Raw genomic sequence first — 14,838 nt, 5'->3', positions numbered from 1 at the left:
TGCAATTCATATTTTGCGCTTCAACCCCAGGTGATTGGTCCACATAATCTGCGCACTGATATTCGCATAACGAGCGAATGCAGTTATTCAGAGGAAAGACCATGGGTTCCACAATCACCGAAAAAATCATGGCCCGTGCAGCGGGCCTGGATTCGGTTGCGCCGGGCGATGAAGTGATGGTCAAGCCGGACTTCGTGCTGGCATACGACTTCCCCGGCTACACGAATGTGTACTTCAGCCAGCTGAAGAAAGACCTCGGCATCGAGCGGATCGCCGAGCCCGACCGGTTCGGGCTTTTCATCGATCACATGGTTCCCGCGATCTCGGCCGACGAAGAGGTCTTTCATGGCGAGACCCGGCAGTGGGCATCGGAGAACCGTGTTGCGCTTTTCGAGCGAAAGGGCATCGGGCACCAGGTTGCCGCCGAGGCGGGTTATGCCGTTCCCGGCGCGCTGGTCGTCCATTTCGATCCGCATATCAGCCAGTTGGGGACGTTCGGGACCCTCGCGCTCGGCATTCACCGGAACATGCTCGAAGCCTATTCGCGCGAGCGCATTGCGCTGCGCGTGCCGCATACCGTTCGCATCGACCTCAAAGGCAAGCTCAATGCGGGCGTGATGGCGCGAGACGTGTTGCATCACATCGTGAGGCAAATCGGCTCGGGCGGCTGCCGTTTCAAGGTCATGGAATTCGCGGGAGCGGGGCTCGACGCCTTTTCGATCGAGGGGTTGCAGACGCTGACCGGGCTTGCGATGTTCACCGGCGCCATTTCCGCCATCGTGAATCCGGACAAGGAGCGCCTGCGCGTTGCCCTGCCGAGGGCAAGGAAGACCATCGAGCCGCTCTACAGCGATCCCGACGCGCATTACTCCGCGATTCACGAAATCGATTTGAGTGCGATCGAGCCCATTGTCGTCGTGCCGCCCAGCCCCGCGAACACACGCGACCTGCGGGATTTCATCGGCTTGCCCGTGCAGGCCGGATATCTGGGGTCGTGTGCATCGGGACGCCTGGAGGATCTGAGGGCGGCAGCGGCTGTTCTGCGTGGCCAGACAGTCGCCGACGGATTCAACCTCAACATCGTGCCGACGTCCCGGCAGATCATGCTCGATGCCGCGCGCGAAGGGATTCTCGCGGCGCTCGTCGAAGCCGGCGCCTTTGTCTCGTCGCCCAGTTGCGACTACTGCTACGGACGCATGGGAACACTATCCGCGGGACAACGCGCCGTTTCCACGGGCACGCTCAATGTTCCGGGACGCATGGGCAGCGCCGACGCGGAAATCTTTCTCTGCAACGCTGGCGCTGTCGCGGCCGCGGCGATCGAAGGCTGTATTGCCGACCCGCGCGAATACCTGTGAGAACGAACATGAGCCTGAAAAATCTTCGCGGGCGTATTGCATTCGTGTTTCCCGACGATGACTACGACGTCGACCAGATTGTCGGCGTCAAGAATATCCGCATACAGGACGCCGGAGAATTGCGGCGCATCGTGATGAAATCGATCGACCCCGATTTCGTCTCGACCGTTCAGCCGGGCGATATCCTGATCGGCGGCCACAATTTCGGCTATGGTCATCCTCACTATCCCCCGATGACCGCAATGCGCGATCTGGGCATTTCCTGCGTCATCGCGGAGTCGTTTTCGCCGGGCTACTGGTGGGGCGAAATGGCGGAAGGATTTCCGCAGATTACCTGCCCAGGCATTCTCGAATTCGCGCAGCGGTGGGATCAGCTCGAAGTGGTCTGGAGCGAAAACATCGTCAGAAACAGAACCTCGGAGCGCTCGCTGCCGTTTGAACCGTTCGGCGCTTCCGAGCTTCAGATCATCGGCGAGGGCGGTCTTGTCAAATATCTCCAGTCTTTATCTTCCAGCCGCCCGTGATAGGCGCTCAAGCAATGACAACACTCCTACCCATTCGACAATCCGGTGAAGTATCGGCTGTCCTCAGAGGCGCGGCGAACGAAACCCGTGCCCTCGTCATTCCCGGTGCGTACGACGCGTTTAGCGCGAAGCTCGTCGAGAGCGCGGGATTTGGCGCCGTCTATGTCGGCAGCTATGCGACTGCGGCCGCCGCCTACGGCATGCCCGACGTCGGCAGCCTGACGCTGGACCAGCTCGTCGACCATGCGCGAAAAGTCGTCTCGGCGGTTTCGGTGCCGGTGATCGCCGACGCCGAAGGCGGTTTCTTCGAGCCCGGCAATATCTGGCGCACGGTACGCGAATTCGAGCAGGCTGGTGTCGCGGCCATTCATATCGAAGACCACGCCGGCGGCAAACACACCCATTTGCCGCAACGTCTGATTCCGCTCGAGCAGATGCTCGCGCGACTGCGCGCGGCGCTCGACGCGCGCAGTTCCGCGGACTTCATCATCATGGCAAGAACCGATGCGATGTGGGCGCTGCAAGACGAGAACGAAGCGATTCGCCGTATCAGGGCCTTCGCGGAGATCGGCATCGAGTACATTTTCGCCAATGGCGCGACGCCGGAAACGTTGCGGCGAATTCGCAGGATGGTGCCCGCGAAATACGTCACCATCGGTCATCCCTCGGTGACCGATCGCAGCCAATGGGACGGCGCCGCGGATATCGTCCTCGATTACGGATTCTGCCTGCAAGCCGTGGCGAAATCGCTGGGGGCGGCGCTGGCAACCTATCGAAGCTCGTCGGATACGAGCCGCACCGACGCTTATATCGAGCCTGCCGATGTGTTCGAAGCACGTCTTGGCTACGACGCGTTTACGGAGCGGGCGAATCGCTATATCTGATTCGCTCACTCACCGGATCGCGCATATGCCGCGCGTGATCCGGCTTCTCCCTGGCCGACCTCAGCGCCGGATAACCGCGAAAACCATCCGGCCAGCGCGGAGGTTGCGCAATCCAATGATCAGGATGTCATACGAATGAGAACCGAACCGGCTCAATTACTTGCCGACCATTTTGCCTTCCTCGAAGGTCCGCGCTGGTACGGCGGCCATCTCTGGGTTTCCGATATCGCGGACATGAAGCTTTATCGCGTTACCGTTGAGGGCGATCGCGAGGTCGTCTGCGAGGTTCCGCATCGCCCGTCGGGGCTCGGCTTTCTGCCGGACGGCACGCCGGTCGTCGTGTCGATGGTCGACCGGAAACTGATGCGTATCGTCGACGGCAAGCTGGTGCTGCACGCCGATTTGTCCGCACTCGCGCCCGCCGATCTGAACGATCTGGTCGTAGACGGGCAGGGGCGAGTCTATGTCGGAAACTTTGGCTACGATCTCTTTGGCGGTGCCGGCAAAGCGCCTGCCGATCTCTACGTCGTGGAACCGGACGGCGCGGCGCGCGTCGCCGCAAGCGGATTGGATTTTCCTAACGGCGTGGTACTGAAGGACGGTGGGCGGACACTCGTGGTTGCGGAGTCATGGTCGAATCGCCTCACCAGCTTCGAGCGGGATGACAAGGGCAATCTTTCGGGGCGCCGCATCTATGCGGACCTGAATGAGCATCAACCCGATGGCATCTGCGTCGATCGCGAAGGCGGCGTATGGGTGCCGTGCTTCAATACCGGGGAGGTGCTCCGTGTTCTGGACGGCGGTGTCGTCACGGACAGGATTTCGCTGGGAGACCGGCGCGCCGTGGCTTGCCAACTCGGCGGCCATGACGGGCGGACGCTGTTTTGTTGCACGTTCGACGGTCCACCGGAAGATCTGATGAGCCGAAAGCGGCTGGCCGCGATATATACATTGCGTGTTGCGATTCCAGGCGATGGATGCAACGTTGCGTGATGTTGCCGCGCGCTTCATCGGGCGCGGATTCATCGTGTGCGGATACGGCGTGTCAGCGTGCCTTGGCGCGGGAGAACCGGCCGGCTCTCCCGCCGTGTCCTTTCGTGCGTTACGCGGACGCCACTCGCGCAACGGCCCTGAGCAATGGCGCAGGCGTTGCCGGCAGCGCAGCGATCTTTGGCGAAGCCTGGTCCTGAGTGTCCGTTAACGCATCGAGTTCGCGCTGCATCTGTGTCAGCCCTTCCTGAATCGTCGTTCGAAGATGCTCGATCAGGGTGCGAACCTTGGCGTGCGGGTAACGTCCCGGAGCGTATATCGCGTACACGTTAAACGGGCGAAGCCGATATTGCGGAAGCACCCTCACGAGCGCGCCACTGCGCAGATCGTCGAACACGCTGTAGACCGCGAGCGCACCGATGCCGGTGCCCATACGCAACGCATGAGCGAGCGCATCGGGCGTATTCACTTGGAACGGCGACGCGTTCACGGGCACCGTCATGGCGCCATTCGCATTTTCGAGGTGCCATTCGTTGGCCGGCCCAATAGGACTCGCAAACCGCAGCAGTGTGTGGTTCGCAAGATCGGCCGGCTCGCCGGGTTCGCCATGCGCGGAAAGATACGCCGGCGAGGCGACGAGCACGGAATGCGTCGTTCCGAGAATGCGGGCGACATAGCCGGAATCCGCGAGTTGCGACGCGCATATCAGCGATACGTCGTAGCCGTCTTCGACAAGGTTCGGCACATCCTGCTCGACGCCGAGTTCGACCGTTACGTCGGGATGATCGGCCTGATAGGCGAGCAGCGATGCGGTGACGAAACGCTGGGCGAGCCCGGGTGACGAATGCACGCGCAGATGGCCCGAGAGCGTGGTCACCATGCTGCGTGCCTCGGCGTGTGCGAGATCGACATCGGCAAGGATGGCCTTGACGCGCTCGTAATAGCGCGCTCCCGCTTCGGTCAGCGAGAGATGGCGGGTGCTGCGGCGGAGCAGCGTGGCCTGCAACTGCTTCTCCAGCGACGAAACAGCGCGCGAGATCTGGGCCGTGGTCGTATCGTTTTCATGCGCGACGGCAGTGAAGGTGCCGGCTTCGACGACGCGAACGAACATGCGCATGCTTTGAATGGTGTCCATGACAGACGTTCCTGCTAAAGCGCCGAAGCGAATCCGGCATGGACGTATAGTGCTCATTTTTGACGTTTATGTCAAGAATGAGCATTGCTGCCGTTGAGCGACGCTGTGCTCGATTACCGGCATCGGATGAAAGGGTGAGTATCCGTCGTGCCGCTTAAACAGCGGAATACTGCTGCCTACACTGGGAACCACGACGAAGCACAGCCAAGTCGTCAGCTATATCACCCTTTCCAATGAGGTATCGATCATGAAACGCAGACTCGTTTTTTCCCTTCTGGCACTCTCGTTTGTTCCGGCGCTGACATTTGCCCAATCCGGGCATTCCGTCACTCGCGCCGAGGTTCGCAGCGAACTGGCCCAGCTTCGGCAGGCCGGATACGACGGCGATACCGACGCGTCTTACCCGACAAAACTTCTGGAAGCGCAGAGCCGGATCGCCAGCGGCCACGTCGGGACGTCGGCGACGGACGTAGGCGGCCGTGTTAGTGGATCGTCGCAGTCCGGCGTAGCCGTGCGGGGCAATACAGGCGAAATCCCCGGTCTGCGGTCGATCTATTCCGGCAATTGAAGTTCAGGGCGGACTTTTCAGTGCCGAGATCCGCAGAGTGGACATCGGTGCGATCCATCACGCGCACGGAACCGATGGACCGCCCGCACGCTTCGGATTCCGTAGCGTATTCGTTTTCTCTATGGCAGGCACCTCACGCCCCTCGCTATAGGCACAGGCAGCTGTACCTATAGCGAGGGGCGTGACGACAGTCCGTTTGAGACCACGGAATAGCCGGTTATATTTTTTCCAGCGTAGGATACAGCTCGATATTTTCCTTCTGAATCCGCTCGTGAAGCGCCTTGAATACCAGGTTCGCTTCGGACCGGAAGCCGTCGGCGTCGTCGGCGATGCGTCGAGCGGACAGCCATTTGCCGGCAAACTTCATGTAGGCCGCGCTCAGATCCCCCATTTCCGCCTGGTAGCGATGGCCCAATACCGCATGCGACCGGTCGGACGATTTCTGCAAGGCCGGATACAGCACCGCGTCCTCGACCGACAAATGCAGCTTGATGGTGGCGCTCATGGAGACAATCTGCCTTGCGATCTCCGCGGCGTGTTCCGCAACGCCGGCTTGACTGAGGCTGCGCAATTGCGTCACGGTACTCATGATCTCAATGTGCTGTTGTTTGAACTTGTCGATATTCATGTCACTTTCTCTTTGGCCATTTGATTTTCTATTTGCTGTGTTCCCCATGCGAGGAAAATCGAAACGATATCAATCGGGCCGTGCAGCAGACAGGTGCAAGAAATGAGCATCGAATCAGGACATCTGCAACATGCGCATGAGATCGGGTTGGGTCAAAGGAACGAATAGCGTTTATCGATTGGCGTTTCGCCATTCACGATATCGGGCGGCCAATTTTCGTGTGCGAATCCGATCGATAACGAGACTGTAGACGGCCGAATACGAACGCCCGGGACGACGTCCCGCGGCGATGGCATAAAGCCGGCGCTTCACGAGCGCCATGGTCGCGAGCCCGGCCGCTGCCTTGTCTTGCCAGCGGACCGCAACGAGCGGCGCATCGACCGGCTGACCGTCATGCCAGCGTTGCGGCAGGTCCGGCACGGATGCAAGCGCGGTGGCCATGCCGACAACCGCGACGCCCGCGTCGAGCACCGATTCCGCGATTGCCTGCCGGCGGATGCCGCCGGTCGTCATGACGGGCATGCGGGCCACGGCGGCGATCTCGCGCGCGAACCTCAGAAAGTAGGCTTCGCGGGCGAGCGTGCGGCCGTCCACGGTACGTCCCTGCATGGCAGGACTTTCGTAGCTTCCGCCCGAAAGCTCGACCAGGTCGACGGCTTCGTTGTTGAGCCACAGCACGATTTGCCGGGCGTCATCCTCGGAAAATCCGCCGCGCTGGAAATCGGCGGAATTGAGTTTGACCGCGACGCCGAATGCCGTGCCGACGTGCTCGCGCACCGCGCGCACGACGGACAGCAGCAGCCGCGCGCGGTTCTCGAGTGAGCCGCCCCATGCGTCGTCGCGTCGATTGGTCAAGGGGGACAGGAATTGCGAGATCAGGTAGCCATGTGCCGCGTGGATTTCGACGCCGTCGAAGCCGGCCGCCTGAGCCGCCGCCGCGGTATCGGCGAAACGCTCGACGACCTCGTGGATTTCGCCGGCAGTCATGGCACGCGGCCGTGCAAAAAGCTTGCTGTGGCGCCCGAGGTCGAGTGCGATCGCGGATGGCGCCCAGGCGTCATGCCCCAGCGCCGCGATGACCTGGCGGCCGGGGTGATTGATCTGCATCCATGTGCGCGCGCCGTGCCGCCGCGCTGCTTCGGCCCAGCGCCTGAACGGTTCGAGAGGCGTGCCGCGCTCCAGCACGACACCGCCGGGACCGGTCAGGGCGCGCCGGTCGATCATCACGTTGCCGGTAATCAGCAGGCCGGCGCCGCCCGCTCCCCACGCGGCGTAGAGACGCCAGAGCGCGGGCCCCGGCAGTTGTCCGGCGTCGGCCAGATTCTCTTCCATCGCGGCTTTCGCGATGCGGTTCGGCAGGGTATGACCGTTGGGGAGAGGAAGCGGAGCGAACAGTGGCGATACCATCGGGCGGTCTTTTCGTCTTGGAAACGGCGCTTATACTAGGTTTCAAGTTCACTTGAAGGTCAAGTCAGATGAAGATTGGAGAACTTGCCGCGCGCACCGGCATGGCCGCTTCGGCAATCCGTTTCTACGAACAGCGCGGCTTGTTGCCTGCGGCCACGCGCGGGGCGAACGGTTACCGGATCTACGACGAATCGGCGGAAGAGCGGCTCAAGCAGATTCAGCTGGCGCAAAAGCTCGGCTTTACGCTGGACGAAATGCAGACGGCGATCAAGGAAATGGGGGATTTTTCGCAGGACGGGCTGCTCGGACGGATCGATCGGAGGCTAGGCGAAATCGATGCGCTGCGCACGCGGCTCGACGAGCAGCGCCGTGTACTGCTCGGGGTGCGCGACGCGCTTCAGGCCGAGTGGGCGGCGGGGCGTTGCTTCAAGGTGGATCGGTTCGAGGAGCGGCAGGGCGTGGCGCGCCGCGCCGATGCCGCGCTGCCGCGCAAAGGGGCGAAGCTCCGCTGAGCGGGTCCGGGCCGGAGCCGGGGCGATCTCCGTTGCGATTGGCCGACACGGCCGCTTCTGTTCGACGCGTAAAATGGCGGGCTATCGCAAGCGAGCACAGGCACGCGCCGCCGGACCACGTCGCCGGGCGGTCGCGCCTGCCTTCGCCGGTTTGAACAGGAACGCACGCGGATGTCGTCAGTTTTCTTCGATCGGGAAAGCATTACGGAATGGCTCGGTGACTGGACGGTCGCGAAAGCGCGCTCGGTAGGCGCGGTCAGCAACGTGACGTGGCAGGGCGCGACGCTGAGCGGCGACGTGCAGGGCTCGCGGCCGCGGCCGTACCGGACGCGCGTGCGTTTTCGCACCGACGGCGGTTCGCCGTGGGCGCAAAGCGACTGCACGTGCCCGGTCGGCCGCGATTGCAAGCACGTCGCGGCGCTGCTGCTCGCGGAACTCGACTATCACGACGAGATGGATCACATCACGCAGGTGGAAGAAGAGAGCGGCGAGCGCAGAGCGGATGCTTCCGTCGCGGAGCCGACGATCGTCGCGCCCGGCGAGCCGTCGTCGAGCGTGCGTCCGGAACTCGTGAGCTGGCTTGAACGTTTTCGCGCCCGCTCGCAAGCGGCCGATGCCGCCGCGAAGAAAGCCGAGGTGCGCAAGGCGGGCGCCGCCCGCTCCGAAACGCTGGTCTACCGGCTCAACTGGTCGCGTTTTCAGATGCGCCACGAAGTCGTGCTGCACCGCGCCCGCTGCGCGGCCGACGGCACGATCGTCGAAATCGGCGAGACCTGGGACGACGTCGAGGCCGCGCTTCTGAAGCAGCCTCGCTTCGTGTCCGACGAAGACCTGTCGATCCTGCGCGGCCTGTGGCTTGGCCGCTCGCGCGAGGATTTCGGCCAGTTCGTGCTGCGCGGCGCGAGCGGCGCCGAGACCTTGCAGAAGCTGATCCTGACCGGCCGCCTGTTCTTCGACTTCGGAACCGCACCGGGCGAGGCGGGGCCGAGGCCGCTCGCGCGCGCCGCCGACCGGCCCGGCCGCATCGAATGGGAGCCGCTGGCCGACCGGCGTCTGCGTCCGGTGCTGCGCACCGAGCCGCGCGCGAGCATGGTGCTGCCGACCGAGCCGGTCTGGTACGTCGACGGCGTCGCGCACGAGGCCGGTATCGTGCCGCTCTCGCTGCCGTTCCAGCAGTTGCCCGATTACCTCGCCATGCCGCCGATCTCGCTCGCCGAGGCGCCGCTCGTCGCGTCGGTATTGCGCGAGGTGGCGCCGGAACTGCCGCCGCCGCCCACTCACGAGGCGTCCGCGCTGCGCGTGATCGACGTCGATCCGGTGCCGGTGCTCACGCTCGACAGCCATGAGGCCGCGGGCGCAAAAGCGGCGAAGGCGGCGAAAGCGGCGGGCCCGCGCAAGTCGGCGGCGCTCGAACTGGCCGCCGTGAGCTTCGACTACGACGGCGTCAGCATCAACGCCGACAGCGGCGTGACGCTCGTGCCGCTGCCCGGCGGCGATGTGATCCATATCCGCCGCCGCTACGAGGCCGAGAAAAAGCGCCTGCTCGAACTGCGCAAGACCGGTCTGCAGAAGGTGCCGACGCGCAGCGTCTATGCGTCGCGTCTCTTGCCCGACACGATGCTCGGTCTGCCCGATGCCGATGCATGGTCCGGGTTCGTCAACGAGGCGGTGCCCGAGCTCGTCGCCAAGGGCTGGCGCGTGACGATGGCGCCGGAGTTCCGCTACAACGTGATCGAGATCGACGCGATCGACGGCACCGCGCGCGAGGCCGGCGACGGCTGGTTCGATCTCGAGATGGGCATTCGCGTCGGCGAGCGCAACGTGCGGCTCGAGCCGCTGCTTGCCGACCTGTTCCGGCGCGACCGGCGCTGGCTTGGCGGCGCGCTCGAAACGATCGGCGACAGCGAGCCGATCGAGCTGAAGACCGAGGAAAACAAGCGGCTGCGGCTGCGCGCCGATCGCCTGAAGCCGGTCGTGCGCGTGCTCGTCGATCTGTTCGACTCGCTCGGCGGCGCGCTCGCCGAAGGTGCGCCGCTGCGCGTGGCCGCCGTCGATGCCGGCCGGCTCGCCGCGCTCGACGACACCGGCCGCTGGCAATTCAGCGGCGACGACTCGATCCGCGAACTCGCGCGCCGTCTGCAAGCCGGGCCGGGGCTGCGCGCAGTGCCGGTGCCGCGCGGTCTGAAGGCGGCGTTGCGCGCGTATCAGCAGCAGGGCCTCGACTGGATGCAATTTCTGCGCGAGCAGGATCTCGCGGGCGTGCTCGCCGACGACATGGGCCTCGGCAAAACCGTGCAGACGCTCGCGCATATTCTCGCGGAGAAAGAAGCCGGGCGGCTTGCGCGTCCCGCGCTGATCGTCGTGCCGACCACGCTCGTGCACAACTGGCGCGAGGAAGCGCGCCGCTTCGCGCCGGAGTTGAAGGTGCTCGTGCTCAACGGGCCGCAACGCAAGGAGCGCTTCGAGCAGATCGGCGCACACGAGCTGATCCTGACGACCTATGCGCTGCTGTGGCGCGACCAGAAGGTGCTGGCCGAACACGACTACCACCTGCTGATTCTCGACGAAGCGCAGTACGTGAAGAACGCGTCCACCAAGGCCGCGCAGGCGATTCGCGGGTTGCGCGCGCGGCATCGGCTGTGTCTGACGGGCACGCCGCTCGAAAATCATCTCGGCGAGCTATGGTCGCAGTTCGATTTTCTGCTGCCGGGCTTTCTCGGCACCCAGAAGGACTTCACGCGGCGCTGGCGCAATCCGATCGAGAAGAACGGCGACGACGTGCGCCGCGCGCTGCTCGCGCGCCGCATCAGGCCGTTCATGCTGCGCCGTCGCAAGGACGAAGTCGCGAAGGAACTGCCGGCCAAGACCACGATTGTGTGCCCGGTCGATCTCGAAGGCGCGCAGCGCGATCTGTACGAGACGGTGCGTATCGCCATGCAGGAAAAGGTGCGCGCGGCGGTCAGCGCACAGGGGCTCGCGCGCAGCCACATCATCGTGCTCGACGCGTTGCTGAAGCTGCGCCAGGTGTGTTGCGATCCGCGGCTGGTCGCCGCAGCCGGCGTGGCCGGCGGCGCTGCCGCGCGTGGCGAGCGCCAGATGCGCTCGGCCAAGCTCGATCTGCTGTTGTCGATGCTGCCCGAGCTGATCGAAGAAGGGCGCCGCGTACTGCTGTTCTCGCAGTTCACCGGCATGCTCGCGCTGATTGCCGCCGCGCTCGACGAAGCCGCGATTCCCTACGTGATGCTGACCGGCACCACGGCCGATCGCGTGACGCCCGTCGAGCGGTTCCAGCAGGGCGACGTGCCGCTCTTCCTGATCAGCCTGAAAGCGGGCGGCGTGGGGCTGAACCTGACCGCCGCCGACACGGTGATCCACTACGACCCGTGGTGGAACCCCGCCGCCGAGAATCAGGCCACCGACCGCGCGCACCGGCTCGGCCAGGACAAGCCGGTGTTCGTCTACAAGCTGATCGCGGCGGGCAGCATCGAGGAAAAGATCGTGGCGTTGCAGGAGCAGAAGGCCGTGCTGGCCGACAGCATCCTCGCGGAAGACGCCGCCGGCACGGCGAAATTCTCCGACGACGACCTCGAGGCACTGTTCGCGCCGATGCCGGAGATCGAAGGCGCGAGGTGAGGGAAGCCGATGGCGTGAGATCGGAACCCCGGAGCGCGAGGGTAAGTTGTAACAAAACTCTTACATACGTAAGTTTAATGTAAGTCGATGCGCGAGACGGGGTCTGCTCATATCAATATCGGACGCATGTGGCGCCGACCTTCGGCGCTATTGTGCGAAGTGGCGCCGGTAAGAGTTATCTCGCGAGCGGTTACAAAGGCAGTTCTTTCCTCTTGAGCGCGAATGTCGTCGCGGCTACCGTGGCGTGACTCGTGCGGCTAGACCCCGGCGAGCGTGTGTAGTGTTTGAGGCGGCGTTACCTCGGTGAGGCGACGCCGCTTTTTTTATCGACCGGCCGCCGGCCATCCTGGTCTTTCGCTGCTTCCTGCCCGATCCGAATCAATTCCGATCCCTCGTTCGATCTCGCGCAAGCCAACGGGTATCGGCGTTCTTGCGAGTCGATCGCGGAGGCATTCGGCGACACGAAGTTTCAACGAAATCTGACAATGTTTAAACCATTTATCTTGAGACTATTCCTATACTAGCCAACAAATTGTTAAATCGAAGTTCTTTCACGAACTGGCTGAAAAGGGATTTGCAGACGGGGCCAAACACTTTCCCGGCAACGATAACAGTCTTGAGCACGTGCATTTCCCGGGACTCCGGCATACACCGGCGGTCATAGGAAAATCTAAGAAAAACGCGTAGGACGCTTTCAATCAGGTTTTTTTCGCGACGGATTGCCGCCACACGGCAGCCGGAAAAAGAGGGTTTCGATTATGATGATCTGCCCCGCATAATCGAATGCAATTTCGTCTATGCGCTGATTTCGAGCTTATGCGAAAGCAGTGCGAAACGGGGGCGAAGGCAAAGGACCATTTATTCAGGAATAGCAGCCGGACTCTTTTTGGGGAAGCCGGATCGGCGGTTCGCACCGTCATCCCGGCGCTCTGCCGGTTAGCCGGCGACCCGCCAGGAAAGGCGCTATTGCGTTGTGGGGTGTTATGAGAATTGCAGTCCTCGATGATGATTCGGCCCAGGCCGATCTTGTTTGTCAAACGCTGTCGGCGGCGGGGCATGTCTGCCACGCCTTTGGTGCGGGCAGAGAACTGGTGCGCCAGCTGCGGCGTCAGACGTTCGATCTGCTCGTGCTCGACTGGAACGTTCCCGACATGTCCGGCGAAGAGGTGCTGCGCTGGGTGCGCGAAAGCCTCTCCGAGCGCCTGCCGGTTCTGTTCATGACGAGCCGGGGCCGCGAAACCGACATCACCTCGATCCTGAATACCGGCGCGGACGACTATCTCGTCAAGCCCGTCTCCGCCGCGGTACTGCTTGCGCGCGTCGGTTCGCTGCTGCGCCGCGCCTACTATCTGAAGCCCCCGGCGAGCAAGGAAGTCTTCGGCGACTTCGAGTTCGACCTCGGTGCCAAGCACGTCGTCGTGCGCGGCACGCCGGTCGCCGTCACGCAGAAAGAGTTCGAGCTTGCGCTGCTGCTGTTCCAGCACCTGAGCAGGCCGCTGTCGCGTGCGCATATTCTCGACGTGATCTGGAAGCAGGCCACCGACATCCCTTCGCGCACGATGGACACCCACGTCTCGATGCTGCGCAGCAAGCTCGGTTTGCGCCCGGAGCAGGGCTACCGTCTGACGCCGATCTACGGCTACGGTTATCGCCTCGAGCGGATCGAAACCGATGCGCCGCCGGCCGCCACCGCGGAACGTTCCGAAGCGGGGGAGGCGTGACGGTTTTCGTGGATACGGCAGCGCGCACCCGCGCTGCCATGCCGGGCCGCCGCTCCACCGCGTGGCTCGCGCTGGCCTGCCTGATGGCAACGAGCGCAATCGGCGGGAGCGCCGCCGCGCAGGCGCGCGCGAGTGGCGCGCCAGCCGGTGTCAAGGCGCCGCCTGCTTATGTGTCGTACACGACCCACGAGGGCGACACGCTGTACGACATCGCCGGCCGTTATATGGCCGATCCCGCCGACTGGGCCTTGTTGAGCCGCCTTAATCACGTACCCGCGCCGCGCCGCATGCCGGCCGGCATCGTGCTGCGTCTGCCGACCGACAAGCTTCGCCAGGATCGGGACACGGCGCGTGTCGTCGCGATGAGCGGACCGGTCGAGCACGCCTTCGGCACGAGCCCGTACCTGCCGCTCAAGACCGGCACGACGCTTGCCGAAGGCGATCGCGTACGCACCGGCACGAACGGCTTCGCCACGCTCGAACTGCCCGACGGCTCGTACGTCACTGTCGCGCAGGACGGCGAACTCGACATCGAGAAATTGCGGCACACCGTGCTGACCGGCACGGGCGACCGCGTTTTCGATTTGCATCGCGGCGAAGTCGAGAGCCAGGTGACGCATGCGACGCGGCCCGACGACCGCTTCCAGATCCGCTCGCCGTCGGTGGTCGCGGGCGTGCGCGGCACGCGTTTTCGCGTCGATTACGACGGCGGCGCGCAGACCACTTCGGTCGCGGTGCTCGACGGCGCGGTCGGCGTCGATCCGGCCGCGCAGGGCGCGCAGGGTGGACGGCGCGCCGCGCCGGCGCCGGGTGTGCCGCTGCAGGCGTCCGAGCAACTGGTCAAGGCGAGCTTCGGCAACATCACGCATGCGGGCGGCGCGGTCGGCAGTCCGGTCGAGCTGTTGCCGGCGCCGGCACTGCTGCAGCCCGCGCGCGTGCAGGACGGCAAGACCGTCGCGTTCGATCTCGCGCCGGCCGAGCACGCGGTCGGCTATCGCCTGCAGATTTCGCACGACGCCGACCAGCTCGATCTCGTGCGCGACATGCGCGTGAGCGCGCCGCACGCGGATTTCGGCGCTTTGCCCGACGGCACGTATTTCGTGCGGATCGCCTCGACCGACGGCAACGGTCTCGACGGCCTGCCGAAGGTCTATGCGTTCGAGCGCCGTCAGCTCGGGCTCGATGCCTCGGCCGCGCAGCGCGCGGGCAGCCACGACTACGAATTCCGCTGGTTCGTGAGCCAGAGCAACGTGCCGACGCGCTTCCGTTTCGTGCTCGCCAAAACCAAAGACCTGAGTCATCCGATCGTCGATCGCGCCGACCTGCCCGGCGGCCAGCTGGTGGTGAGCGACCTGCCCGCGGGCGACTACTATTGGATGATCGTCGCCGAGCAGTTCGAAAACGGCCGGTTCTACGAAAAGAACAGTTCGGTCCGCTCCTTTACGCTGGCGCGCTGACGCTGGTAGATTCTCGGGACC

General features: G+C 63.9%; 12 protein-coding genes. 9 read left to right on the top strand and 3 right to left on the bottom strand.

Annotation, left to right across the window (positions count from 1 at the left end; all coding sequences use genetic code 11):
* Positions 1-101 precede the first annotated feature (101 nt).
* The 4 genes from F3J20_RS07825 to F3J20_RS07810 all read left to right on the top strand — a co-directional run bounded on the left by F3J20_RS07825 (position 102) and on the right by F3J20_RS07810 (position 3,759).
* Complete coding sequence (locus F3J20_RS07825; RefSeq protein ID WP_167282929.1) at positions 102-1,358, top strand: aconitase family protein; 1,257 nt, start codon at positions 102-104, stop codon at positions 1,356-1,358.
* An 8-nt stretch (positions 1,359-1,366) separates the two neighbouring features.
* Positions 1,367-1,882 carry a 3-isopropylmalate dehydratase gene (locus tag F3J20_RS07820; protein WP_167046916.1) on the top strand — a complete coding sequence of 172 codons (516 nt, stop codon included), beginning with the start codon at positions 1,367-1,369 and terminating at the stop codon, positions 1,880-1,882.
* 14 nt (positions 1,883-1,896) lie between these two features.
* On the top strand, positions 1,897-2,766 hold the full coding sequence (locus F3J20_RS07815; RefSeq protein ID WP_167282927.1) for an isocitrate lyase/PEP mutase family protein: 870 nt from the start codon (positions 1,897-1,899) through the stop codon (positions 2,764-2,766).
* A 135-nt stretch (positions 2,767-2,901) separates the two neighbouring features.
* Entirely contained in the window at positions 2,902-3,759 is an 858-nt protein-coding gene (locus tag F3J20_RS07810; protein ID WP_167282926.1) for an SMP-30/gluconolactonase/LRE family protein, read from the top strand.
* Between the two features lie 109 nt (positions 3,760-3,868).
* On the opposite strand, the gene F3J20_RS07805 is transcribed toward F3J20_RS07810, so the two are convergent.
* Positions 3,869-4,891 (bottom strand): LysR family transcriptional regulator, encoded by a 1,023-nt coding sequence (locus tag F3J20_RS07805; protein WP_167282924.1) that lies wholly within the window; start codon positions 4,889-4,891, stop codon positions 3,869-3,871.
* A gap of 247 nt (positions 4,892-5,138) precedes the next feature.
* Here F3J20_RS07805 and F3J20_RS07800 point away from each other — a divergent pair, with 247 nt between their 5' ends.
* On the top strand, positions 5,139-5,459 hold the full coding sequence (locus tag F3J20_RS07800; RefSeq protein ID WP_167046904.1) for a DUF4148 domain-containing protein: 321 nt from the start codon (positions 5,139-5,141) through the stop codon (positions 5,457-5,459).
* 217 nt (positions 5,460-5,676) lie between these two features.
* Here F3J20_RS07800 and F3J20_RS07795 read toward each other — a convergent pair whose 3' ends face one another.
* Together F3J20_RS07795 and F3J20_RS07790 are read right to left on the bottom strand one after the other, a co-directional pair.
* Positions 5,677-6,087 (bottom strand): hemerythrin domain-containing protein, encoded by a 411-nt coding sequence (locus F3J20_RS07795; RefSeq protein WP_167282922.1) that lies wholly within the window; start codon positions 6,085-6,087, stop codon positions 5,677-5,679.
* A 171-nt stretch (positions 6,088-6,258) separates the two neighbouring features.
* Positions 6,259-7,494, bottom strand: a complete 1,236-nt coding sequence (locus tag F3J20_RS07790) for an NADH:flavin oxidoreductase/NADH oxidase family protein (RefSeq protein ID WP_167282920.1) — start codon at positions 7,492-7,494, stop codon at positions 6,259-6,261.
* Between the two features lie 68 nt (positions 7,495-7,562).
* Between F3J20_RS07790 and F3J20_RS07785 the strand changes: the two genes are divergently transcribed.
* The 4 genes from F3J20_RS07785 (at position 7,563) to F3J20_RS07770 (ending at position 14,817) form a co-directional block, all read left to right on the top strand.
* Complete coding sequence (locus F3J20_RS07785) at positions 7,563-8,006, top strand: MerR family transcriptional regulator (RefSeq protein WP_167282918.1); 444 nt, start codon at positions 7,563-7,565, stop codon at positions 8,004-8,006.
* Between the two features lie 171 nt (positions 8,007-8,177).
* Positions 8,178-11,639: a DEAD/DEAH box helicase gene (locus F3J20_RS07780; RefSeq protein ID WP_167282916.1), complete on the top strand. Its 3,462-nt coding sequence runs from the start codon at positions 8,178-8,180 to the stop codon at positions 11,637-11,639.
* A 983-nt stretch (positions 11,640-12,622) separates the two neighbouring features.
* Entirely contained in the window at positions 12,623-13,360 is a 738-nt protein-coding gene (locus tag F3J20_RS07775; RefSeq protein WP_167282914.1) for a response regulator transcription factor, read from the top strand.
* Positions 13,361-13,398: 38 nt separating this feature from the next.
* Positions 13,399-14,817, top strand: coding sequence for a FecR domain-containing protein (locus F3J20_RS07770; protein ID WP_167047198.1), 1,419 nt, complete (start codon positions 13,399-13,401; stop codon positions 14,815-14,817).
* Positions 14,818-14,838: the final 21 nt, after the last annotated feature.

Source organism: Paraburkholderia sp. Cy-641 (assembly GCF_011752945.1).
GTDB lineage: Bacteria > Pseudomonadota > Gammaproteobacteria > Burkholderiales > Burkholderiaceae > Paraburkholderia.
Note: the sequence above shows the minus strand (reverse complement) of the source record. Positions and strands in the feature narration are given on the sequence as shown.

Bases quoted from the DNA above. Each gene is read 5' to 3' on its own strand.
- F3J20_RS07815 (WP_167282927.1), top strand. From the start codon at position 1,897: ATGACAACACTCCTACCCATTCGACAATCCGGTGAAGTATCGGCTGTC.
- F3J20_RS07800 (WP_167046904.1), top strand. From the start codon at position 5,139: ATGAAACGCAGACTCGTTTTTTCCCTTCTGGCACTCTCGTTTGTTCCG.
- F3J20_RS07805 (WP_167282924.1), bottom strand. From the start codon at position 4,891: ATGGACACCATTCAAAGCATGCGCATGTTCGTTCGCGTCGTCGAAGCC.
- F3J20_RS07795 (WP_167282922.1), bottom strand. From the start codon at position 6,087: ATGAATATCGACAAGTTCAAACAACAGCACATTGAGATCATGAGTACC.
- F3J20_RS07780 (WP_167282916.1), top strand. From the start codon at position 8,178: ATGTCGTCAGTTTTCTTCGATCGGGAAAGCATTACGGAATGGCTCGGT.
- F3J20_RS07810 (WP_167282926.1), top strand. From the start codon at position 2,902: ATGAGAACCGAACCGGCTCAATTACTTGCCGACCATTTTGCCTTCCTC.
- F3J20_RS07770 (WP_167047198.1), top strand. From the start codon at position 13,399: ATGCCGGGCCGCCGCTCCACCGCGTGGCTCGCGCTGGCCTGCCTGATG.
- F3J20_RS07825 (WP_167282929.1), top strand. From the start codon at position 102: ATGGGTTCCACAATCACCGAAAAAATCATGGCCCGTGCAGCGGGCCTG.
- F3J20_RS07790 (WP_167282920.1), bottom strand. From the start codon at position 7,494: ATGGTATCGCCACTGTTCGCTCCGCTTCCTCTCCCCAACGGTCATACC.
- F3J20_RS07775 (WP_167282914.1), top strand. From the start codon at position 12,623: ATGAGAATTGCAGTCCTCGATGATGATTCGGCCCAGGCCGATCTTGTT.
- F3J20_RS07820 (WP_167046916.1), top strand. From the start codon at position 1,367: ATGAGCCTGAAAAATCTTCGCGGGCGTATTGCATTCGTGTTTCCCGAC.
- F3J20_RS07785 (WP_167282918.1), top strand. From the start codon at position 7,563: ATGAAGATTGGAGAACTTGCCGCGCGCACCGGCATGGCCGCTTCGGCA.